We start from the raw sequence: 22,805 nt of genomic DNA, 5'->3' as shown, positions 1-22,805 counted from the left end.
CAGTAAACAGGGTTACTTACTCAGTCCATATAACTCGCAATATTCCAGCCAGTCCATCCCCGCCATCTCGGCCACTTCCTTGTGCACTTCCAGACGCTGCGCCTGATAGTCCTCGTCCGTCACAGCGGTCAGTCGCAGCGTCAGCTCCCAGGCAAACAATCCAAGCCGCTCGGCCTCGGCTTCAAAGGCTTCATGCAAACGTTCGTCGCGAAACTGCGCCGCGGTTTCGCCCTTGGCCTGAGCCAACAGCGGATTGAGGTTGTCGAGTTCGACGCGCAGTTCAGGACGCTCATCGAGAAACTTCTTTAGCGCTTGCTCGTGTTGCTGTTCGGTTGCCGCCATGGTCGCTCCTTGTTAACGAAACTACGTGGATTGCTTTTTGCTGGCCTTGGCTGCTGCGGCCAGGCATTCGAGGGCAAACTGCTCGGGATAGGTCATCTGGATCGGTGTGGTTTCACCTTTGACGGTGCGTTCGCCGTCGAGAATGTAGCGAATGCGCTTGTCGGTCACCCCGATGCGCTTGGCGATCCAGGACGGCGTCTGGCCAATCTGGCTGATCAGCTTGTCGGCATATTCAGCGGTGGGTTTGTAGTATTCGGCGTTGGGTGTCATGGCCTTTCCAGAAAATGCGCCCGGAAATTGGGCGTTGCGAGGTTAATGGCGCGACAGGGTGCGCGAATCGCCATCCGGTGTCGCGTTATATATGAAGTAAAGCAGAACGAAACGCCGTGCCTGGGTGATACAGTCCGCTTTTTCCTGACGAGCGAATGCAATGCGAATTTTGATGGTGGCGCTGGCCGCAACCTTGCTGGCGGGTTGCGCCGGCTCGGTGATGAACGATGCTCGCACCAAAACTCCGTACAAAACCCTGAAGTCGGACAAGCCGGAAAAAGTCGTAGCCCAGTGCGTACAGTTTTCCTGGCAGGACGAAGCGGTGTTCGGTGACGATGCCGGCGCGTATCTGCAGCCGGGCGAGAAGGGCGGGACCACCGTTTACACCCGTGCGGCGGAGTCTTTCGTTGACGTGACCCTGGATGCTTCGGGGACGGTGTTGAGCTACTACGCGCAGCAGGATGATTTTGTTGCCAAGCGCCGGTTGGCGGCGCTGGCGACCTGCCTCTGAATTCAGCCTGACCCCCTTGCAGGCTCACTCCTACAAGGATCAGGTGTCGATTACATGATTGGGGCAGTCACTAAACGTCGTTGATCAACCGCTTCTGAAAGAAGAAGCGCTTGTGCCCCGGCGGGTAATCGGCAATATGCCCCAGCTCGCTGTAACCCATCTTCTTGTAAAAGCCCGGCGCCTGGAATTCAAAGGTGTCGAGCCAGATACCGACGCATTCCTTCTCCCGTGCCAGGTCTTCAGCCATCTGCATCAGCCTTGAACCCAATCCCTGACCCCTCGCGTGTTCCGGCACCGACAGTAACTCGATAAACAGCCACCGATAAAACACCTTGGCGTACAACCCGCCGAGAATGTCGTCGTGCTCATCGCGCACCAGTAAAGCAATCGGCTCGGCGACCGTGACGCCAGCCTTCGAGGCGTTGTAGGCGCGCAAGGGCAGGAGGATCGCCTGGCGCTCGTCGTCCGTGGGGTCTTGCGATTGTTCAATTCGCAGTGTCATCAGCTAAATCCTTATGGCTATGAGAGAAAGGCGCAAGCGTAACGCGGCGTCCGGTGATTGATCCAGATCTTCACGTGGAACTGTCGCTGTGGCGCGAATGTCTAGCCTACATAGCGTCATTCGAGAACGCTGCCGATGAGGACACTCCGTGAATATTTTTGAAGCCTTGCGTGAAAGCCACGACCGTCAACGTACCTATGCCGACGCGCTGATCAAGACCAGCGGCGACACCCCCGAACGGGTCGAAGCTTACAAGCAACTGAAGGCGGAATTGCAGGCCCACGAAACCGCAGAAGAGCGGCATTTCTACATCCCGTTGATGGAGTTCGACAACGGCGTCGACCTCAGCCGCCATGCCATCTCTGAACACCACGAGATGGACGAGATGATGGAAACCCTGGACGAGACCGAGATGTCCAGCCCGGCCTGGCTCGCCATGGCGAAGAAACTGTCCGAAAAGGTCCATCACCACCTGAAGGAGGAAGAGCAGAAGTTCTTCCAGATGGCCGGCAAACTCCTGGACGAGAAGCAGAAGGAGACGCTAGCGGGGCAGTACGTGAAGGAGTACGAAGCACAGCTTTCTTGAGCTGCGTTTTCACCTAAGATGTGGGCTTTCTCATGGATTAGGGATGCGCAGTCATGTCGAACACAGCCGAGCGGGTCAACATCATCGAATCAGAGGTGTTGTCCCACGACTGGTACTTGCTGAAGAAAATTACCTTCGATTACCTTCGCAACAATGGCGAATGGCAGCGCCAGACCCGCGAGGTCTATGACCGTGGCAATGGCGCGGCGATCCTGCTGTTCAACCGGGAAAAGAAAACTGTCGTACTGACTCGCCAGTTCCGCTTGCCGGTGTTCGTCAACGGGCATGACGGGTTGCTGATCGAAGTCGCGGCGGGGCTCCTCGAAGGTGCAGCACCTGAAGAGCGTATCCGCGATGAAGCGGAGGAGGAAACCGGTTACCGCGTGCACCATGTGCAGAAGGTGTTCGAGGCGTACATGAGCCCGGGTTCAGTCACTGAAAAACTGCATTTCTTCATCGCCGAATATGACGTCGCCTCGAAGGTCAGCGAGGGCGGCGGACTGGAGGAAGAAGCCGAAGAGCTCGAAGTGCTGGAATGGACCTTCGACGACGCGCTCGAAGCGTTTTACCGCGGTGAAATCTGCGACGCCAAGACCATCATGCTGTTGCAGTACGCGGCGATGAAAAACCTTTTTGCATCCTGAATCGTACGCTTGTGTGGCGAGCGAGTTTACTCGCGCTGGTCTGCGAAGCAGACCCAAAATGCCTGGACCTGTTCAGGCATCTTGCCAGCGCTGCGCACTGGAGCGGGAGCAAGCTCCCTCGCCACAGGAGTTCTTTCGTCAAAACAAATGTCCCGTCCGGCCAACCGCCAACCCATCGCCCCCCTCAAGCCGCAACAACAACGCCTTCGCCTCCAGCCCTCCGGCAAACCCTGTTAACTTCCCCGACGCCCCAATCACCCGATGGCACGGCGCGACAATCGATATCGGATTCTTCCCGTTCGCCGCCCCCACTGCCCGGACCGCGCTCGGGTTGCCGATCTGCGTGGCGATCTGGCTATAGCTGCGGGTCTCGCCGAACGGAATCGTCAACAGCGCCGCCCAGACCTTCTTCTGAAATTCCGTACCGGCAAATTCCAGCTCCAGCTCGAAGTGATCACGGGTGCCGGCAAAATATTCGCGCAGCTGTTCGGCGGTGCGCAAAAGGATCGGATTGTCCGTCGCTTCGCTCATGGGCCCCAGTCGCACGCGGCCCGGTGTGTCGTTTTCCCAGAGGATGGCGGCCAGTCGTGAGCCATTCGCGACAAGCTTCAGCTCACCAACCGGGGACGCCAGGGTTGTGCAGGTGTAGGTCATATCGCAGGCCGCGCCGATTTGTTGAACAAGCGTTAAGGATACTGCCTGGTCGGGGAGGCGCAATACGCAATCTTAGCCATACTGGCTACTGCTCCTGAAGCGTTCCCTCTGTCCTGGGCAGAGCCTGAAAAACAAAAAAGAGACCGAATCATGAAGTTCGAACCTTTTGCCAAATCGCTGATAGCGACCTCATTGGCGCTCAGCTGCCTCAGTACTTACGCGGCTTCCGTGGCCCCGGTCGCGGCCGAAAACGGCATGGTCGTCACTGCCCAGCACCTGGCCAGTCACGTGGGTGTCGACGTGCTCAAGAATGGCGGCAACGCTGTCGATGCAGCCGTCGCGGTCGGCTACGCGCTGGCGGTGGTGTATCCCGCAGCGGGCAACCTGGGCGGCGGTGGTTTCATGACCATCCAGCTGGCCGATGGACGCAAGACCTTCCTCGATTTCCGCGAAAAAGCCCCTCTGGCCGCGACTGCCGACATGTACCTCGACAAAGAGGGCAATGTCGTCCCTGATCTGAGCACCCGCGGCCACCTGGCGGTTGGCGTGCCGGGCACTGTATCGGGCATGGAGCTGGCGCTGTCCAAATACGGTACCAAACCCCGCAAGGACGTGATCGCCCCGGCGATCAAACTGGCGGAAGACGGTTTTGTGCTGGAGCAGGGTGATGTTGACTTGCTGGAGTACGCCACGGATGTCTTCAAGAAAGATATCAAGGATTCGGGCTCGATCTTCCTGAGCAATGGCGAACCGATGCAGGTCGGCCAGAAGCTCGTGCAAAAAGACCTCGGCAAAACCCTGCGGGAAATTTCCGAGAAAGGCGCTGACGGCTTCTACAAAGGCTGGGTAGCCGACGCCATCGTCACGTCCAGCCAGGCCAACAAGGGCATCATCACTCAGGCTGACCTCGACAAATACAAGACTCGCGAACTGGCTCCGGTGGAGTGCGATTATCGCGGCTACCACGTGGTTTCGGCACCACCGCCAAGCTCCGGTGGCGTGGTGATCTGCGAGATCATGAACATCCTTGACGGCTACCCGATGAAAGACCTGGGTTACCGTTCGGCCCAGGGCATGCACTACCAGATCGAAGCCATGCGCCACGCCTATGTGGACCGCAACAGCTACCTGGGTGACCCGGACTTCGTGAAGAATCCGATCGAGCACCTGCTGGACAAAAACTACGCGACCAAAATCCGCGCTGCCATCGACCCTAAAAAGGCCGGCGTTTCCCGCGAGATCAAACCCGGCGTCGCGCCCCATGAAGGCAGCAACACCACGCACTATTCCATCGTCGACAAATGGGGCAACGCGGTGTCGGTGACCTACACCCTCAACGACTGGTTCGGCGCTGGCGTCATGGCCAGTAAAACCGGGGTCATCCTCAACGATGAGATGGACGACTTCACCTCGAAAATCGGCGTGCCGAACATGTACGGCCTGGTCCAGGGTGAAGCCAATATCATCGCGCCCGGCAAGGCGCCACTGTCGTCGATGAGCCCGACCATCGTCACCAAGGACGGCAAGGTCGTGATGGTCGTCGGCACCCCAGGCGGCAGCCGCATCATCACCGCGACGCTGCTGACCATCCTCAACGTGATCGATTACGGCATGAACATCCAGGAAGCGGTCGATGCCCCACGGTTCCACCAGCAATGGCTGCCTGAAGAAACCAACCTGGAAACCTTCACCACCAGTCCGGACACGGTGAAGATGCTCGAAGCCATGGGCCACAAGTTCGCCGGGCCACAGGATGCCAACCACGTGGCGGCCATTCTGGTCGGCGCCCCTTCGCTGGAAGGCAAACCGGTCGGCAAAAACCGTTTCTACGGCGCGAACGACCCACGACGTAACACCGGGTTGTCGCTCGGTTATTAAGGGTTGTTTTTAGAAGGGGACGGATCTATTTTCTGTCCCCTTGTCCTACCGACATTTCAAGGAAGGAAGACCATGAGCACCGCCTTGCTGATCATCGACGTCCAGCGCGCCCTGTGCGCCGGCGAGTACGAATGCTTCGAGATCAAGCGCATCATCGACACCATCAACGGACTTAGTGCCAAGGCCAGAAAAGCCAACATCCCCGTCATCCTCATCCAGCACGAGGAAGGGGGCGACTTGCTGCAATTCGAAAGCGAAGGCTGGCAACTCGCGGAAGGGCTGATGACCTCAGATGAGGACCTGCGCGTACGCAAAACCACGGGAGACTCGTTCTACCACACTCATCTTCGGGCGTTGTTGCAAAAGAGGGATGTCGACCGCCTGATCATCTGCGGGCTGCAAACCGACTATTGCGTAAATGCCACCGTGCGCCAGGCGCTGACCTTGGGCTATGACGTGGTGCTTGCTGCTGATGCTCATTCGACGGTGGACAATGGGAATATGGCCGCCGAAGACATTGTTGCCGAACATAACAAAGATCTGGCGCACTTGACGGGCTCGGTCGCCCGAATCGACGTTATACCGGCCGGCGAAATCAAATTCTGATAGCTATCGATGGCGAGGGGGATGTCCCCGAGAATCCCCAACAATCTCAAGTCGCAAACATCAACCGCTTCCCCTCATCCACTGCAACCGGCCCCACCCCGCCCAGCACCAAGCGGGTAATGGTCGCCGCTGCATCCCGATAATCCTCATCCCGCGGCGTCTCCCGGCCTGTGATATGCGCCATCTGCCAACCCAGGTTGGTGTAGGTGCGCGTCGCCGACCAAATGAACAACATCAAGTGCTCCGGGTCTACCGTCGCCAGCAACCCCCGATCAATCCAGCTGCGCAGGCAATCGACATTGCGTCGTGCCTCGGCATACAACAGGTCCCGACATTCTTCGGGCAATTGCCTGCCTCCCAGTAACAACTCCCCACTGAACACCTTCGCAATAGGCGGATGTTCCCGGGCGATCCGGATCCGTGCGGCTATATAGGCCTGCAGCCCAGTAACCGGATCATCACTCTCGCGCAGCACCGCCGAGGCCTCCAGCAGTGGCTCGACAAACCCGAGCAACACCTTGGCGTACAGACTTTCCTTGCTCTGGAAGTAGTAATAGAGATTGGCTTTAGGCACACCCGCCCGCGCCGCGATGTCCCGCGTCTGGGTGGCATCGAAGCCTTTGGCGGCGAACTCTGCGCTGGCGGCCTCCAGAATGACGTGCAGATTGTGCTGACGAATGCGGCTCATGAACGGCTGTCTTGGGGATTTGAGTGGCGCAATATACAAAACTACATAGCGAAAGAGCCAGCAGGTACGGCATTTATTGATCAAGTGAAGAGCGAAGGAGGGTGCAAGCGGTAGAGGCGGGGCTACACTTATCGCCTGCTTCATCGAACCCCACGCCCTTCCCTTGAAGGAGGCGAACTCGTCGTGGATGCATTCACAGCGCTCTTTGACTACCTGGTCTCGTGGGTGATCAAGCCTGTCAGCCACCAGTTCCTTAGCCTCTTTGATATGAACGGCCGGTTAGGTGTGCTGTTCCTGTCCATCTCCTACGCCATTGCCTATTGCCTGTACCGATACAGAAAGCATTGCGGTTTGACCCTGGCGCAATCTTTCTGGCAATTCATCGGCGGGCACCGGGTGCATTTTCACCAATCCGCGTTGCTGGATTACCGTTACTACTTCGTGCGCGCCATCCTCAAAGTCGCGCTGGTGCTGCCCATTGTCGGCCTGGTAGACCCACTCATCCTGCGCTCCGGCGACTACATCGCGTTCTTCACAAACCTCTGGGGCGCCCGCGTGCACGTGCAGGATCACCTCGCACTCTCATTGCTCTACGGCATGGGCGTATTCCTGCTGAAGGATTTCATCAACTACTGGTCCCATCGCGCCTTTCACACCCGATGGCTCTGGGCTTTCCACAAAGTCCATCATTCGGCGCGTGTCCTCGTACCCGCGACCGCCAGCCGGGTGCATTTCGTGGAAAAGGTCGTGGAAAAGCTCTCTTCCACAATCGTCATCAGCCTCTATGCCGGCGTCTTCTGGTACGCCTGTGGCGGGGAAGTCAGCCGCTACACGTTGTTCGGCGTGACCTACATGGTGTTCATCCTCAACGGTCTGGCGGCGAACCTGCGTCACAGCCACGTGTGGTGCTCGTTCGGGCCGCTGGTCGAACATGTGCTGAACAGCCCGGCCCAGCACCAGATCCATTACAGCGATGCACCGCGACATTTCAACAAGAACTTCGGCATCAACCTGTCCCTGTGGGACTGGATGTTCGGCACGCTGTACGTGACCACGTCGAAGCCCGAAGCGCTGCGGTTTGGCATCGGCGATCAAGACCGAGACCGGTATGGGTCGATCTACAGCCTGATCGTCACGCCTTTTTCGGAGATCGCCAGCAAGGTTCGTTCGGCCAAGCCCCTCGTTGACGCCAGACGTACCGAATCGCTGCCCTTGGCTACCTTGGGCTGGACGCACTTGCTACGCCTATGTCATCGTCAAAATAATACGACGTGTAGTGCACAGGATCAGAAGCAATGGCGGAGGGCAATCAGGTCGATGCGCAGGTATCGATGGCAACGCTAAAGGCGTTCAATCTCTGTGTATTGCAATTGGGCCGGCTCGCTCGGGACAACGGCTCTTCCCGATTCATCGACGAGGGCCTGCAAGCCTTTCGCTCGCTGGTGCCCTTCGCATCAGCCTGGTGGGGCGAGATGTCCGCTTCGGGGGGCAATATCCCTCCCAAGAGCTGGATGCACGGACGAATCGACCTGCCCGAATCCTTCGCCGTCGAGTGGCACAAGGGCGCGGATGCGGACAGTTTTTCTCACGACACCTTGAGCCAACCTGGCGTGGTCGTGCGCGAAAGCGGATACGACGATATCGACGAGGGTGTCAGTGCGTTCGCGCGGCGTCACGATCTGTTCCACGCCATGTGCATCACCTTCGAGTTGCCCGAGAGTGGATTGATGTTCTTCGTCTGCCTGTATCGGGGCCAGCATGAGCTCGCGTTCGATGAAGGCGAGGCCGGTTTGTTCTCGGCATTCTGCGATCACTTGCTGCAACTGTGGCGGTTCCAGGTGCAGGACATGATTCGCTTCGACACGGTGAATGGCGCCAGCGATTTCGGGGTGGCCCGCCTGGACGGCAGCTTGCTGTACATCGGCGCATCGTTGTGTGCGGCGATCCAGCACGAACTGCCTCGGTGGAGCGGTTCAACGCTGCCCCTCGAGGTGATTGCACAGCTGGCGAAAGCGCCTTGCGTGATACGCCTGGGCCGCTGTGCGCTGACGCTCACACCCAACGGCGATCATGTGATTCTGTCCCTCGAAACACTGTCACGTGGCGTCGTGCTTGCACCCCGTGAACGCACCGCGGCGATGCTGTTCGCGGCTGGCCATTCCTACAAGGAAATCGCCAAAATCCTTGTATTGAGCCCGGCGACCGTTCGCACGTATTTGCGCAACTGCTATGTGCAGCTTGGTGTGAAGAGCAAGGTTGAACTGGGCTCGGCGCTGCGCTCGCCCGCCGCAAACCCGCTGGTCAAATCCGAATAGACCCGGTTAGTAACATGCCCTGCATTGCGGTTTATTAACCTCACCCTCCTCATTTGTAGAGGTCCATTCGACTGCCGCACCCTATAGGGTATGCCCTGCATATCAGGGGCTTGCACGGCAGTCTGTTCGGGCGCTTCCAAAACTATAAAAACAGAGGTGAGGCAGGTGAAATTCTCCAGGCTGTGTATCGCAGTGACGGCGGCAACGGCATTTTCCTGTGTGGCGTTGGTGGGGTGTCAGACACAAGGTTCGAGCGCCGCAGACACGGTCATGCGCAATGGTTATGTCTACACCGTCGACGGTCAGAATTCGGTGCAGCAGGCGATCGCGGTATCGGGCGGCAAGATCGTCTACGTCGGCAGCGATGCCGGCGTTTCATCATTTATCGGCCCACACACCCGGTTGATCGACCTGGCTGGACGCATGGTGATGCCGGGATTCGTCGATGCGCATATGCATCCGGGCGACGGCGGTCGCGCCATGACCCTGTGCGATCTGAAGTACCAGACGATGACCCGCAAGGTCTTTCAGCAAACCATTCAGGCATGCCTGGACGCCGAGAAGGACAAAGGACCCGATGTGTGGCTGGAAGTCGGCAGCTGGGACCGAATGGGCATGCACGGACTCGATGGCGACCCCGACAAGTCGACCCTGGACGCGCTCAAGACTCAACGTCCGATTCAGGTCCGCTCCAGTGATTTCCATACCGTGCTGGTCAACTCCCGCGGCCTGGCGGTTGCCGGCGTCGATAAGCGCACAGCCGATCCTGGTGACGGCAAGTATGCCCGTGACAGTGCGGGCAATCCGACCGGTATCTGCGAGGACGGTGCCGCCGAATCCATGGCGCTCGTGGTGCCACCCGCCACTGACGCCGAGAAGTTGAAGCAGACACGCGCCGCGCTCGACGCCATGCGCCAGCAAGGGATCACCAGTTTCTTCGATGCCTTGTCGGGTCCCGAAAGCGGCAAGGCTTTCACTCAGTTGCAACAGTCGGGCGAACTCACTGCGCGAGCGCTGCTGGCGATCAAGCTGGACCCGTCCACGGCGGCGGCGGACCCGGCGAAAACCATTGCCGAGGCGAAGGCGTTGGCCGACATTTACGACCAGGGAGACGCCAAGCCAGCACCAGGCGTGAGCATGCGCCACGTCAAGCTGTTCATGGACGGGATCATCAACGCACCGGCTGACACGGGCGCGATGTTGACGCCGTACCTGCACAACACCGGCACCGAAAAGGCGCCGAAGTGGGCGCCCGGCAAAAACCTCGGCGAGCTGTACTTCCCGCCGCAAGTACTCAATCCGCTGATGCTCAAAGCCGTCCAGGCCGGCCTTGATCCGCATCTTCACGCCACCGGCGAACGCGCCGTGCGTGATTCACTCAACAGCATTGAATACGTGCGCCAGCAACTGCCGGGCAACGGTTTTCGTCCGGCCATCGCCCACGCCGAATCGGTTGATCCCGCGGACTATTCGCGCTTCAAGGCGCTGGACGTGACGGCCACCATGTCCTTCCAGTGGGCCCAGCAGGCACCGTCCACCATTGACGGCACCAGCGACCATCTGGGCCCGGCGCGGTTTGCCCGCATGGAGCCTTCGGGCAGCATTGCCGATGCTGGCGGTCGCGTGGCCTATGGCAGCGACTGGCCGGTCGATCCGCTCGACGAATTCCTTGCACTGAAGATTGGCGTTACCCGCGCTGGCGACCCTCAGAACCCTCACAGCTATGGGCCCAACTATGCCGGCAAGCTGAATGCCGACCCGGCGCTGTCCCGCACCGAGGTGCTGCGGACCATCACGATGAACGCCGCCGAGCAACTGAAACTGGACACCGTTGTTGGCTCGCTCGAAGTGGGCAAGTTCGCCGACCTGATCGTCCTGGACAAGAACTTCATGCAGGTGCCCGAGGAAGCGTTGGGCCGTAACGAGGTGCTGTTGACCGTTGTCGGCGGCAAGGTCGTGTGGGCCAAGGCGCCGTTCGCGAGCCTTGATCCGAAAGCGTTGTCACAGGCGTCAGTCATTTCGACGGCTCAATAAAAACCTATAAGAGAGCGTTCCCATGCAACGATTCATTCCAAACCTGTTGGCCGCAGCCCTCGCGTTGTCGTCCGTGCAAGCGATGGCCGCCGCAGACCTGGTCCTGTTCAACGGCAAAGTATTCACCGCCGAACCGGGTCAGGCGCTGGTTCAGGCCGTCGCCGTACAAGACGGCAAGATTCTCCAAGTGGGCACTGACGCCCAAATCAACGCCCTGGCGGATGAGCGCACCCAGCGAATCGATCTGGCGGGCAAAGTGTTGATGCCCGGCATGATCGACAGTCACAGCCACCCGATCGTCGCCGCATTCGACAGTATGGGCGCGACGCTGCTGGACGAGGTCAAGCCACTGCCGGAACTTGAACAATGGATCATCGAACAGGAGCAGGCGGGGCGTGCTCGGGCCGGTGATGTGGTCAGCATCGCGGGCGTAAGTTCGGCCTACTGGGAGAAAAGCCGTGAGCTCGGCCAGCGCTTCAATCAGGGCCGCTGGGCCGATCAGCCCTTGGTGCTCAGCGGTATTGACGGGCACACCGGCTGGGCCAACAACGCCATGCTCAAGCGCCTGAAAATAGACGCCGCACTGGTCAAGGGCCTGTCGGAAAAAGAGCGCAGCTACGTCGGGCACGAGAAGGATTTCACGCCCACGGGTTACTTTGCCGAGTCGCGCTGGGACCTGGTACGCAGCCAGATTCCGGCACCGAGTGACGAGGTCATGCTTAAGGCGGCCCGCGAAGCCGTCAGGGTCAATAATCAATACGGCGTCACCGCCTGGATGGACGCTGCAGCGAATGCCGGCAGCGGTGATTCATTGTTCGATTTCCAGGCCACCGAACAGAGCTACGGCGTCCTGCCGCTGTACCGCGAACTGGCGCAGAAGGGCGAACTCAGCGCCCACGTGGCCGCGCTGCTGCTGACCAATCCGAAAAGCACACCGGCTGACCTGGAAGTGCTGGCCAAGGTCATGAAGAAATTCGAGGGCGTGCCCAACCTGACGTTCCCCGGTCTCAAGGTCTTCGCTGACGGCGTGCTGGAGTTTCCCGGGCAGACGGCGGCGGTGATCGTGCCATTCAAAAACAGTCATAAGGACGGTCAACTGCTGATTGATCCCGCGCACTTCGGCGAGCTGGTCGTGGCGGCGGAAAAGCGTGACTGGATCGTGCACATGCATGCTGTCGGGGACCGCGCGGTGCGTGAATCACTCAATGGTTTCGAATACGCCCGCAAGCTGAACCCGACGCCGATGGCGCACAGCATCAGCCACTTGCAACTGGTCAACCCCAAAGAGTTTCCACGCTTCAAGCAACTGGGCGTGATCGCCTCCATGCAGCTGCTGTGGGCCACTGGCGAGAGCTACACCGTGGAGCTCGTCAAGCCGTACATCAGCGCGTTTGCCTATGGCTATCAGTATCCCGCCCGATCACTGCATAACGCCGGTGCTGTCATCGCCGGCGCCAGCGACTGGCCGGTGTCCAGCCCCAATCCGTGGAACGCCATCGCTCAGGCCAGCACCCGCAAAGGACCGCTGGGCGTGCTGAATGCCAAGGAAAGCATTGATCGCCAGACCATGTTCTACGCCTACACCCTCAATGCGGCCAAAGCCTTGCGACTGGAGAAGCAAATCGGCTCTCTGCTGCCGGGCAAACAGGCGGACCTGATCATCCTCGACCGCGACGTGTTCAAGGTCAGCGACGATGAGCTGTTCGACACGCAAGTGCTGAAAACTTTCTTCGCCGGCAAAGAGGTCTACGCTCCCGCGTCCTGATCGCTCCTTCACCCGCAACACCCCAAAAAACTGCCCGGCTCCTCGTTCTGCGAGGGGTTCGGCAGCGGCATGCCCGACATTCCTGTACCTCCATAAAAATAAGAGATTTGTATGAACGCGCGCTCACTCTGCACCCTCGCCAGCTTGCTGTTGGCACCCTTGACCTCCCACGCCATGGCCCTGAACGACGACTTCAGCCTGGACATGAGCCTGGCCGCCGTCAGCGACTATCGCTCCCGCGGAGTCTCGCAAACCCTCGGCGACCCCGCGATCCAGGCGAGCGCCACGCTGGTGCACAGCAGCGGCCTGTACGTCGGCACCTGGACCTCGAACGTCGATTTCGGCGGCGAATTCAAAACCCGCCAGGAGCTCGAGTACTACGCCGGTTACTACTGGCAGGCGACCGACGCCATCAGCCTGGATCTGGGCTATCTCAAGTACAGCTTTCCCAAGGAAGGGCAGTTCAACTTCAGTGAGGTTTACGGGATTCTTGATGTCTATGGCGTGAAGCTCGGCGTCCACTATTCCAACGATACCCCCAATGTTTTCGGCGAAGACCAGGACACGCTCTACACCTACCTCGCCTACAAAATCGCGTTGCCAGCCGAGGTTGGCCTCGACCTGCGCGTCGGTCGCAGCGATGTCAAAGACCCGGCCTACTGGTCGGGCAGCGGCGACAACCGCAACGCCTACTACGAGTGGGAAGCCAAGGTCAGCCGGGATTTCGTCGGCGTGACCTGGGGCCTCAGTTACGTCGATACCGACCTGTCCAAAAGCGAATGCACGAGCTGGTACGGCTACGGCGATCTGTGCAACGCCACGGTCGTCGCCAGCGTCAGCAAGACGTTCTAAGCATGAGCTTGCGCGCCCCACATCCGTCTTCCTCAGAAGAGCACACAGCAATGACCAAGGTCAGCGACAGTCCGCAACGCAACCCCCTGATCGAGACCCGTTCGATCGATTACATTCCCGAGGCCGAGCGTCATGGCAGCCTCTACAGTCAATTCACCCTCTGGCTAGGCGCCAACCTGCAAATCACCGCGATCGTCACCGGCGCATTGGCCGTGGTGCTGGGCGGCGATGTGTTCTGGTCACTCATCGGCCTGTTGATCGGCCAGGTTCTGGGCGGTGCCGTCGTCGCCCTGCACGCGGCGCAGGGGCCCAAGCTTGGCTTGCCGCAGATGATCTCCAGTCGCGTGCAGTTCGGGGTCTACGGCGCGGCCATCCCGATCGTGCTGGTGTGCCTGATGTACCTGGGGTTCAGCGCCACGGGAGCGGTGTTGTCCGGGCAGGCGATTGCCCAGTTGATCCAGGTCAGCGACAGCACCGGCATCCTGCTGTTCGCCGCCGCCATCGCGCTGTTGACGATGTTCGGGTATCGAGTGATTCACCTGGTCGGCAAAGTCGCCAGCGTGCTGGGCATCATCGCCTTCGTCTACCTGTTTACCCGATTGCTGACACTCAACGATATCGGCCTGCTGCTGGAAAACCGTCACTTCGGCTGGAGCACGTTCCTGCTCGCGGTGTCGCTTTCCGCCTCGTGGCAGATCGCCTTCGGCCCCTACGTCGCCGACTATTCGCGCTATCTGCCCAGCAAGACGTCCTCCTGGAAAACCTTCGCCGCCGTGGGGCTGGGGACCGTGCTGGGCGCCCAGGCGTCAATGGTATTGGGCGTGTTCGCGGCGGCGCTGGCGGGTGCGAATTTCCGTGGGCATGAAGTGGCAACCATCGTCGGCCTGGGCAGCACCGGCCTGATGGCCTCGCTGCTGTACCTGAGCATCGTGTTCGGCAAAGTCACCGTCTCCACCCTCAACGCCTATGGCAGCTTCATGTGCGTGGCAACCATCATCAGCGGGTTCAAGGGCCGCCTGGAGATCTCCGCCAAGCAGCGCATGCTGTTTGTGCTGGTGATTGTCGCAGCCTCCACAACCCTGGCATTGCTGGGCCAGTATTCGTTCCTGAATAGCTTCAAGTACTTCATTCTGTTCCTGCTGACGTTCTTCACCCCCTGGAGCGCGATCAACCTGGTGGATTACTACTTCATCAACAAGGAACGCTACGACATCCCGGCACTGTCCAACCCGGACGGTCGTTATGGTCGCTGGAACAGGACGGGGATTAGCGTGTACGTCATCGGCGTGTTGGTGCAGCTGCCTTTTGTCGACACGCACTTCTATTCCGGCCCGATGGTCGCGCAATTGGGCGGCGTCGATATTTCGTGGATCGTGGGGCTGGTGGTGCCGGGGATTGTCTACTACGTACTGGCCAGGAAAACGGTGATGGTGCTAGAAGCTGTGTAGGCGCTGCGAGCTGTGTAGGAGCTGTCGAGTGAAACGAGGCTGCGATCTTTTGATCTTGATCTTGATCTTGATCTTGATGATCGCAGCCGCCCGCCCTTACTTCCCGGCCCCCTCAATCGCCGCAATCATATGAGGCACCGCATACGCCTTGTACCAATGCTGCATCCCTTCAATGGCTGTCTTGGCCGGAGCACTGTTCTGAGCCCCCACAAGCTCCGCACACGCCTGCGCCATGGCGACCAGAATCCGCGCCGCCTCTGGCACGTAGGGCAGATCATTCCCGGCGTCGTGTCGCTCGCGAATGATCTGGTAGCGGATATTCTCCGGCAATGTCCAGGCGCTGATCAGAAACTCCTGAACAGAGTAATCGACGCCGTTGATGTGCACGGTCGCTTTGCGATGTTCCTCACTGAAACCTGCCGCTTCGAGCTGCTCACAGCTGTCGATGACGGTGTTCATCATGTCTCGGATTTGTTGCCAGTCAGTTTTCATTTGAACTCCGTTTCTTGAGGGGTTTAGACAATATCAAAAGATCGCTGCCTCGTTTCACTCGACATTCCCTTGTAGGAGCTGTCGAGTGAAACGAGGCTGCGATCTTTTGATCTTCTAATCGACCGCTACTCGGACGCCTCGATTCGATCCAGCACCCGATTCACCACCAGCTCGCCCAGCATGATCACCTGCGCAATGCCCAACAACGCATTACGCGACGTTCCTTCCAGATGATCCACCAGATCGGTAGCCATCACATTGGCGGATGCCAGCGACTCGCAGGCGTAGGCCAGCAGGGTTTCGTTATCGAGGTCGGGGTTGACGGTGAAGAAGGTGCAGAGTTTGTGCGGGGTGGCTTTGATGTCGGCGATTGAGGGCGCGCGATTGGCTTTGTTTTGAGGATTATTTGAATCGGGCTTTTCACTGGATGCTGCGGGATCGGTGTCCGGCGGATTGGGCGTTACCTTGGGCATGGATGAAACTCCAGGTTTGGAATGTGGAGCCATCAACCTCGCTACCAAACGAGGGTGGCGGCCATACGTAGGTTGGTAGACCGGTACACCTGGAAAACCCGGCGCGTCCGAGGACGCCCTGCGCATGGCCACCATAAATACAGAGGATCAAAAAAAGCCTCCGATCTAGATCGCGCTATGCACCAGGTACCGGGCTACCAAACCCGATCGCCTTTTTTTCAGCGACCGACCCACGATAGAGCCCGCACCCAAGGCGCACAAGCCGGCGGATTCTGGCGTACCTGTAGGCATCCACGCAAGGTGATGTAGCTTTCAAGAAGTGAAGCTGACTGCGATTAAACAGGGCCATCTAGAAAGCGGTTCAGCATGTCCAATACCATTTCCCAGCCAGACAGAAAATCTCCTAAAAACTCGGTCAACTGTGGGAGCGAGCCTGCTCGCGATGGGGCCCTAACAGCCCCACAGTAATAAGCCCAACCCGCCAAATAGTCCCGCCAGAACACGATTTTTCCTACAGCCACAGCGCCCCGAAACCCGGACCCGTCCTACGCGTCACGCGGAAACATCCTATATAAAAATGCACCCATTTTTTGAATGCTTTCTTCCCCTCGGAACAGGGTGGAAGGACTCCCTTCCTGACGCCTCATCACAGACCAGGAAGGCCTGAACATGCTCACCCAACTCCCCGCTTTCTTTGACCACAGCCGCCACAAACTTGAGGTCCGCCGCGTCGACCTGCCCCTCGACGTCCTGGCCTTCCACGGTGAAGAACGCCTCAGCCAACCCTTTACTTACCTCATCGAATTCACCTCCACTGAACTCGACATCGGCGCCGAGCAGCTGCTCAACAAGCACGCCCAGTTCAGCCTCTTCGCCGCCGTGCAACCGCTGTTCATTCGCGGCCTGCCCAAGCCCGAGATCAACCCCCTGCGCACCCTGCGCGGGGTGATCACCGGCTTCAAACGCCTGTCCGGTTCCAACGACGAAGCCCGCTACGAAATCACCCTGCAACCGCGCCTCGCACGGCTGGTCAGGGGCCAACAGTTCCGCATCTACCAACACCAATCCGTGCCGGAAATCGTCGAGCACATCCTGCGCAGTCGTCACGACTTCGAAGGCCAGGACTTCCTTTTCCACCTGCACCGCGACTACCCCAAGCGCGAACAGGTCATGCAGTTCGGCGAAAGCGACCTGGCCTTCATCGACCGCCTGCTGGCTGAAGTCGGCATCTGGTACCGCTTCACCAGCAACGATCGCCTGCACATCGACGTCGTCGAATTCCACGACGACCAACGCGCCTACCAGTTCGACGTCGAGCTGCCGTACCGCCCGCCCTCCGGCCTCAACAGCCACCAGCAAGACGGCGTCTGGCAGCTGCAATCGAGCCACGCCGTGGTCGAACAACACGTCAACATCCGCGCCTACCACCACCGTGACGCCCGCGCCCATCTGGACGGCGACATCGACCAGACCCGCGGCGCCCCGACCACCTACGGCGAGGCTTACCATTACGCCGAACCCTACACCGTGCTCGGCGACCGCTACGACCAGGACGAAGACCTGCAAAGCGAAAGCGGCTACTTCTACGCCCGCCTGCGCCACGAACGCTACCTCAATGCCCAGACCCTGCTCAGCGGCACCAGCAGCGGCGCCACCCTGGCACCCGGCCAGGTGCTGAAAATCTCCGGCGGCGCGCCCCAGGCCTTCGAGCCCGGCAGCGTCATCACCCAACTCATCACTCAGGCCGCCCGTGACCGCAGCTTCGAAGCGCACTTCCAGGCCATCCCCTACTCGCAAACTGTGTGCTTTCGTCCACCGCTGCCGGCCAAACCACAAATCGCCGGCACCATCCCCGCCCGCATCACCAACCCCCAGGCCAACGATCCTTACGCCGAAATCGACCTAGAAGGCCGCTACCGGGTCAACTTCCTGTTTGACCGCGACACCTGGAACCCCGACCTGGAAAGCATGTGGCTACGCCTCGCCCGACCCTACGCCGGCGACACCCACGGCCTGCACCTGCCACTGCTCGCCGGCACCGAAGTGGCGGTGGCCTTCGAACAGGGCGACCCCGACCGCCCCTACATCGCCCACGCCCTGCACGACAGCCAGCACCCGGACCACGTCACCCTGGCCAAACGCGACCACAGCCGCAACGTGCTGCGCACACCCGCCAACAACAAATTGCGAATGGAAGACCGACGCGGTCAGGAGCACGTCAAGCTCAGTACGGAATATGGCGGGAAAAGTCAGCTGAATCTGGGGCATCTGGTGGATGCCAAAAAGCAGAAACGCGGGGAGGGGTTTGAGTTAAGAACCGATGATTGGGGGAGTCTCCGCGCGGGTAAAGGGATCTTTATCAGTGCTGATGGACAGCCCAAGGCAAAGGGTGAGCAGCTCGACATGACGGCGGCCATTGAACAACTGGAAAGTGCGTTATCGCTGGCGCGCTCCCTAGCTGATGCCGCCCGTAGTGCACAAACCACACCGAACGACACCGACAGCCAGCGGCGCCTGTTGCAAGCGCTGAACGGATTGGCGCAACCGGGCGTCTTGCTGCATGCCCCGGCGGGCATTGGCCTGGTCAGCCCGGAAGCCGTGTGCCTGTCCTCGGGCACTGAAAGCGTCGCCATCGTGGCCGCCCACAACACCGACATCAGCGCCGGTCACAACTTCACAGCCACCGCGGACGGTGGTGTGAGCTTGTTCGCACACAAGGCTGATATGCAGCTAAAAGCCGCCCAAGGCAAGGTCGAGTTGCATGCTCAAGGCAGCCACCTCCACGCTTTGGCAAAGTCCGCTATCAAGATCGAAAGCGTCGAGGGACGCGTTGAAATCAGTGCGCCGGATGAGCTGCTGCTCAGCTGTGGCGGCGCTTACATTCGCTTGAAGGGTGGCGAGATCGAGCTGGTGGCGCCCGGCAACATCTACCTCAAGGCTGCGCATGTGCAAAAAATGGGTGCTGCCAGTCTGGAGACACCCGTGACACCGTTGCCGAAAGGGTATGCCGCTGGTTATCGCTTGAAGGACGAGGCTCAGGCACCAACGCCGTTTAACCGTTACAAGATCACCACCGAGCAGGGAGAGGTATTCAGCGCAGTGACCGACAAGGACGGCCACACCATGAGTGTGCACACGTTGTTGCCGGGTGCTTTGAACATAGCGTTTCCAACTTATGACGAACAACTTCGCTTGCTGGGTCCGAATGGTGAGGTGCCGAGTAATCTGAAGTACTCGATCACGTTGTCAGACGGTAGCGTGATGGATGGCGTGACGGATTCGCAGGGTTACACGCAACGCTTGGTTACTCCGCAGCCTGCCCGGATTACGCACTTGACGCTCCACCCGCCAGAGGAGGTCGCGCCTTTTTGTTGTGCCGCACAAAATGCCCAGGCCCCAATGGAGATTGACCTGACGGCCAGCAACATCTCCACCCATGACACTGACGTGGGCAGTTCAACACACCATGTCCCCCTGCCCAAAGGCAAGAAGCGTCCTCTGACGCCAGGTGAAATCGCCATGGCGGGTACTGTCTTCAGGGATGCCATTGATTACACCAAAGTCAAGGTGCATCACGGCGGATGGTGGTTGTTCTTTGGATTTCAGAATACCGCCGTGACGCCTAATGGTGAGATGTACTTTCCGGAGAGCACCAAGTATTACAGAGAGGATTTTTCCAACACTGAAGATAATAGAGATAAGGCGTTGTTCATGCATGAAATGACCCATGTATGGCAGTACCAGCTAGGCTATCCGGTTAAATCGGCCGGTTTGTCTTTGACCAGTCGCGGGGCTGATGTATATAAGTACACATTGAAAGAAAGCGGAGTGCTCTCCGACTACAATATGGAACAGCAAGGTGAAATTATTTCTGACTACTACATGATATGTATAGAAGGAAAGCCTCACAGTGTGTGGGATCCAGCCAACTCTAATAAAAGTGCTGATTTGCTTGCGGTAACGGTTGAACGCCTACTGACGAATCCGGCTGATACATCGAATCTTCCTGGGTAGCACTAATTATATGAAGTTTAAAATATTGATAGTCGTTTGGTTGTGCAGTGCAGGTTGGCTATCTGCGCATGCAACATCGTTGGGTCGCATGGAATACGCCGATATTGAGTCTGTGGATGGCAAGCCGTCGATATGCATACCAGGTGATGCGGAAAAGTCATTTTCGGTCGGGTGGGTATCACTATCGCAAAGCTATACAAAAAACACCGGCTTCTGGGGAGTATCCCTTAAACCAGGTGAAGAACCTTTGATGTTGAAGCCGGGTGAATGTTTCGTATTTGGTGTTGTTCCGAATGGGTATGCGTCAGAATTGCCCGGGTCAAAAGAATACCCCCTACGGCTTGAAGTCAATCAAACGTATGTGTTCCGGCTGAGTGGTGCGTATAAGTCAACTGATACTTACCGGGTCGTGTTTTGCGTTAACAGTAAAGCAGGTGGTGGTTTTGAGTATCTGAAATATATACCGCTGTCCGGTGGCGAAGAGGCCGTTCCAGTCTGCAATGTTCGCAGTAACAGTGGCGGCCCGGAGTAATTCGGAAGATCGAAATGGGCGCGTGGAAATCAGCGCGTCGGATTAACGGCTGCTCAGTTGTGGCGGCGCCTGCATTCGGATGTCTGATTTTTAAACATTTCATTAGTTTTTGAATATTCAGTTCTCTTTGAACACAAACTGCGCTTCGCTTGATTATGGTTGTTGTTATCACAGTTTGCATGAGCTTTAAAGGATGCTGGCAGGTGCCTATAAAGCCATGCCGAGGCCGCAATCTTTTGATCTATCATTCCCATTCCACCCACCACCCAGTCCCCCCGTACGGAGACGATCAACATGCCGCTCCAAATCCAGCGCGCCGACGCCAGTCACATCGACCTCATCGCCCCTCTATTCGACGCCTACCGCGGTTTCTACGGCCAACCTTCAAACCTGCCCCAATCTCGCGACTTCATCGCCGAGCGCATCGCCCGGGATGAGTCCATGATTTTCTTCGTTCAGGACGAGGCGGGCGAGGCGCTGGGATTTGTGCAGTTGTTCCCGACGTTTTCTTCTATCGACGCACACCGCACCTGGCTGCTCGGGGACCTGTTCACAACGCCCAACGCGAGAGGACGCGGGGTGGGGACGTTGCTGATGAATACGGCGCGAACCTGGGTCGTGTTGTCGGGCGGTAAAGGTATGACGCTGGAAACCGCGACCGACAACCTCAGCGCGCAGCGGTTGTACGAGTCGTTGGGCTATGTGCGTGACACGGGTTACTACACCTACTGTCTCGACTTGAAGCAGGGCTGAGGTTCAACGCAGCGGCAGGCCCCAGGGTTCACGGAACTGCGCGTATTGCGCTTCGGGCATTTGCACCAGTAGCGGCGTTTCGCGAGGGTCCAGCCAGTTGAACAACCGGGAGATATCGGCCTGATCCATAGCAGTGCAGCCCGCCGTCGGGGCGGTGGGGCCGCGCCAGATGTGCAAGAAAATGCAGGATCCTGAGCCGCGCGTCGCCGGGGTGTTGTGATCGATGACGATGCCTTTGCGGTACAACACATCCTCATTGCGCATGTGTTCGGAACTGCTCCAGTCCTTCGAAATCACCGCGCCATCGACCAGTTCGTTGTAGCGACTGGATTGGCTGTCATCCACGCATTCGGTGGTCGGCTTGAGGGCGAGGTAGGGCAGTTTTGTCTGCGCAACCGGATCAAAGCCGAATGCCGTTCCGAGCTTGAAGACCCCGGCAGGCGCTTTCCCGTCGCCTTCGCGTTTGACCGGACCTTCGCCAGGTTCAAAGAGTCCCTTGCCCCAGGCCATTCCGGTTTTGCCGAGCACCACCGCAAAGGCCTCGCCGGACTTTCTGAAGGTGCTGCCGTCGCGCTCATAACGCTGAGCGCTGCCCTGTATGTCGTCCCAATTTTTCGACGTGACCACGATCAACTGCTGACTGGCGTCGACCACATCGCGGGTGGCCAGAGGCGTGATGGGGAAATCCATGACCTCTTTTTTGGCTGCCTCGCCCGCGTAGGTGAAATGCCACCACTCTTTCGAGTATCCGCTGAAACCTTCTTTTTCCATCGCACTGGTCAAGCGCTGCCGATTGGCCTTCGCCGTTGCGTTGATCGTCGGATTGTCAGGGTGCGCGCGCTCGTCGAAGCAATCGAAACCGGTGCCCATATCGACCCCGCCGTCATGCCAGCGCTGCTCGTAAGGCGCCGTGCAGTCGACCGGTGCGGCTGCGGTCGTCCATTTGTCGGCAGGCAGCGCGTGCGGTCCGGTCAGGGTCAAGTCCACGGTTGAGCCTTTGGAATGCCCCGATACCCGCGCCACATAGCCCAGGCGCCAGAAATCCTGCTTGTCCACACGGGGGTAAAACTCGGCCTTGCGCGGATCCCCCGGTTCGGTAGCGAACCGGCCCATATCCGCCACGGCGCGGCTCGGGCGATAGCAATCGAAAATCTTCAAGCCATAGCCCTCGGCGCGCAATGCCGTTTGCACCCGGGCGAGCGCCTTGGCCGTGTCCACCGTCAGCAGGCACTCGGCGGCGTCATATCCGTCAAGCGCATGACCGGTGAAGTTGTGAGCGCTGGCGTAGCGGACATCCTGCTCGATGCCTGGATCGATCGTGCGCAGATAGACCATGTGATCGGGCCGGGTCTCGGCACCGGCCATGGTCGCGAGGGCGAGGCCCAGCAGCAGAAGCGAGGAAAAAAGTGACGTGTTGGGGCGCATGGTCAGGGTGTCTTCCGGTGG

The 22,805-nt window shown here is 58.9% G+C and carries 21 protein-coding genes and 1 pseudogene; 14 read left to right on the top strand and 8 right to left on the bottom strand.

Annotation, left to right across the window (positions count from 1 at the left end; genetic code table 11):
* Nucleotides 1-12 precede the first annotated feature (12 nt).
* Together ACA063_RS19045 and ACA063_RS19040 are read right to left on the bottom strand one after the other, a co-directional pair.
* Nucleotides 13-342 (bottom strand): DUF6388 family protein, encoded by a 330-nt coding sequence (locus tag ACA063_RS19045; protein ID WP_497662936.1) that lies wholly within the window; start codon nt 340-342, stop codon nt 13-15.
* A gap of 21 nt (nt 343-363) precedes the next feature.
* Nucleotides 364-612: a hypothetical protein gene (locus ACA063_RS19040; RefSeq protein WP_162438531.1), complete on the bottom strand. Its 249-nt coding sequence runs from the start codon at nt 610-612 to the stop codon at nt 364-366.
* 160 nt (nt 613-772) lie between these two features.
* Between ACA063_RS19040 and ACA063_RS19035 the strand changes: the two genes are divergently transcribed.
* A complete protein-coding gene (locus ACA063_RS19035) occupies nt 773-1,123 on the top strand; it encodes a hypothetical protein (protein ID WP_162438530.1) in 351 nt (116 codons plus the stop codon).
* Nucleotides 1,124-1,193: 70 nt separating this feature from the next.
* Here ACA063_RS19035 and ACA063_RS19030 read toward each other — a convergent pair whose 3' ends face one another.
* Nucleotides 1,194-1,625 carry a GNAT family N-acetyltransferase gene (locus ACA063_RS19030; protein WP_497662935.1) on the bottom strand — a complete coding sequence of 144 codons (432 nt, stop codon included), beginning with the start codon at nt 1,623-1,625 and terminating at the stop codon, nt 1,194-1,196.
* A 148-nt stretch (nt 1,626-1,773) separates the two neighbouring features.
* On the opposite strand from ACA063_RS19030, the gene ACA063_RS19025 reads away from it, so the two are divergent.
* Together ACA063_RS19025 and ACA063_RS19020 are read left to right on the top strand one after the other, a co-directional pair.
* Nucleotides 1,774-2,211, top strand: a complete 438-nt coding sequence (locus ACA063_RS19025) for a hemerythrin domain-containing protein (protein ID WP_497662934.1) — start codon at nt 1,774-1,776, stop codon at nt 2,209-2,211.
* A gap of 53 nt (nt 2,212-2,264) precedes the next feature.
* A complete protein-coding gene (locus tag ACA063_RS19020; protein WP_497662933.1) occupies nt 2,265-2,855 on the top strand; it encodes an NUDIX domain-containing protein in 591 nt (196 codons plus the stop codon).
* 138 nt (nt 2,856-2,993) lie between these two features.
* Here the strand turns inward: ACA063_RS19020 and ACA063_RS19015 are convergent, their stop codons facing one another.
* Nucleotides 2,994-3,509: a methylated-DNA--[protein]-cysteine S-methyltransferase gene (locus ACA063_RS19015; RefSeq protein ID WP_497666553.1), complete on the bottom strand. Its 516-nt coding sequence runs from the start codon at nt 3,507-3,509 to the stop codon at nt 2,994-2,996.
* Nucleotides 3,510-3,659: 150 nt separating this feature from the next.
* Here ACA063_RS19015 and ggt point away from each other — a divergent pair, with 150 nt between their 5' ends.
* Together ggt and ACA063_RS19005 are read left to right on the top strand one after the other, a co-directional pair.
* Nucleotides 3,660-5,387, top strand: a complete 1,728-nt coding sequence (ggt, locus tag ACA063_RS19010; protein WP_162438526.1) for a gamma-glutamyltransferase — start codon at nt 3,660-3,662, stop codon at nt 5,385-5,387.
* A gap of 72 nt (nt 5,388-5,459) precedes the next feature.
* Nucleotides 5,460-5,993 (top strand): cysteine hydrolase family protein, encoded by a 534-nt coding sequence (locus ACA063_RS19005; protein ID WP_497662932.1) that lies wholly within the window; start codon nt 5,460-5,462, stop codon nt 5,991-5,993.
* Nucleotides 5,994-6,039: 46 nt separating this feature from the next.
* On the opposite strand, the gene ACA063_RS19000 is transcribed toward ACA063_RS19005, so the two are convergent.
* Nucleotides 6,040-6,681, bottom strand: a complete 642-nt coding sequence (locus ACA063_RS19000; protein WP_497662931.1) for a TetR/AcrR family transcriptional regulator — start codon at nt 6,679-6,681, stop codon at nt 6,040-6,042.
* A 183-nt stretch (nt 6,682-6,864) separates the two neighbouring features.
* Between ACA063_RS19000 and ACA063_RS18995 the strand changes: the two genes are divergently transcribed.
* The 6 genes from ACA063_RS18995 to ACA063_RS18970 all read left to right on the top strand — a co-directional run bounded on the left by ACA063_RS18995 (nt 6,865) and on the right by ACA063_RS18970 (nt 15,095).
* Nucleotides 6,865-8,025 carry a sterol desaturase family protein gene (locus ACA063_RS18995; protein WP_497662930.1) on the top strand — a complete coding sequence of 387 codons (1,161 nt, stop codon included), beginning with the start codon at nt 6,865-6,867 and terminating at the stop codon, nt 8,023-8,025.
* The gene (locus ACA063_RS18990) at nt 7,977-8,996 is read left to right on the top strand and encodes a helix-turn-helix transcriptional regulator (RefSeq protein ID WP_497662929.1); all 1,020 of its coding nucleotides are present in this window, start codon (nt 7,977-7,979) and stop codon (nt 8,994-8,996) included. Before ACA063_RS18995 ends, ACA063_RS18990 begins: the two co-directional genes overlap by 49 nt.
* A gap of 165 nt (nt 8,997-9,161) precedes the next feature.
* Entirely contained in the window at nt 9,162-11,030 is a 1,869-nt protein-coding gene (locus ACA063_RS18985) for an amidohydrolase (RefSeq protein WP_497662928.1), read from the top strand.
* A gap of 22 nt (nt 11,031-11,052) precedes the next feature.
* Nucleotides 11,053-12,795, top strand: coding sequence for an amidohydrolase (locus ACA063_RS18980; protein ID WP_497662927.1), 1,743 nt, complete (start codon nt 11,053-11,055; stop codon nt 12,793-12,795).
* 111 nt (nt 12,796-12,906) lie between these two features.
* Entirely contained in the window at nt 12,907-13,647 is a 741-nt protein-coding gene (locus tag ACA063_RS18975; RefSeq protein WP_497662926.1) for a TorF family putative porin, read from the top strand.
* Nucleotides 13,648-13,697: 50 nt separating this feature from the next.
* Entirely contained in the window at nt 13,698-15,095 is a 1,398-nt protein-coding gene (locus ACA063_RS18970) for a purine-cytosine permease family protein (protein WP_497662925.1), read from the top strand.
* A gap of 96 nt (nt 15,096-15,191) precedes the next feature.
* Here ACA063_RS18970 and ACA063_RS18965 read toward each other — a convergent pair whose 3' ends face one another.
* Both ACA063_RS18965 and ACA063_RS18960 read right to left on the bottom strand, forming a co-directional pair.
* Nucleotides 15,192-15,587, bottom strand: coding sequence for a hypothetical protein (locus ACA063_RS18965; RefSeq protein ID WP_497662924.1), 396 nt, complete (start codon nt 15,585-15,587; stop codon nt 15,192-15,194).
* Between the two features lie 125 nt (nt 15,588-15,712).
* Nucleotides 15,713-16,060, bottom strand: coding sequence for a DUF6124 family protein (locus ACA063_RS18960; protein ID WP_497662923.1), 348 nt, complete (start codon nt 16,058-16,060; stop codon nt 15,713-15,715).
* Nucleotides 16,061-16,729: 669 nt separating this feature from the next.
* On the opposite strand from ACA063_RS18960, the pseudogene ACA063_RS18955 reads away from it, so the two are divergent.
* The 3 genes and pseudogenes from ACA063_RS18955 to ACA063_RS18945 form a co-directional block, all read left to right on the top strand.
* Nucleotides 16,730-19,075, top strand: a pseudogene (locus ACA063_RS18955) (type VI secretion system Vgr family protein); the annotation flags it as partial.
* A 1,087-nt stretch (nt 19,076-20,162) separates the two neighbouring features.
* Nucleotides 20,163-20,606 carry a hypothetical protein gene (locus ACA063_RS18950; RefSeq protein ID WP_497662922.1) on the top strand — a complete coding sequence of 148 codons (444 nt, stop codon included), beginning with the start codon at nt 20,163-20,165 and terminating at the stop codon, nt 20,604-20,606.
* A 294-nt stretch (nt 20,607-20,900) separates the two neighbouring features.
* Nucleotides 20,901-21,359, top strand: coding sequence for a GNAT family N-acetyltransferase (locus tag ACA063_RS18945; protein ID WP_497662921.1), 459 nt, complete (start codon nt 20,901-20,903; stop codon nt 21,357-21,359).
* A 3-nt stretch (nt 21,360-21,362) separates the two neighbouring features.
* Here the strand turns inward: ACA063_RS18945 and ACA063_RS18940 are convergent, their stop codons facing one another.
* Entirely contained in the window at nt 21,363-22,784 is a 1,422-nt protein-coding gene (locus tag ACA063_RS18940; RefSeq protein ID WP_497662920.1) for a M15 family metallopeptidase, read from the bottom strand.
* Nucleotides 22,785-22,805 lie beyond the last annotated feature (21 nt).

It is taken from the genome of Pseudomonas sp. LBUM1643, from assembly GCF_059716215.1.
The sequence above is the reverse complement of the archived record's forward strand: the minus strand, read 5'-3'. Positions and strand labels throughout refer to the sequence as shown.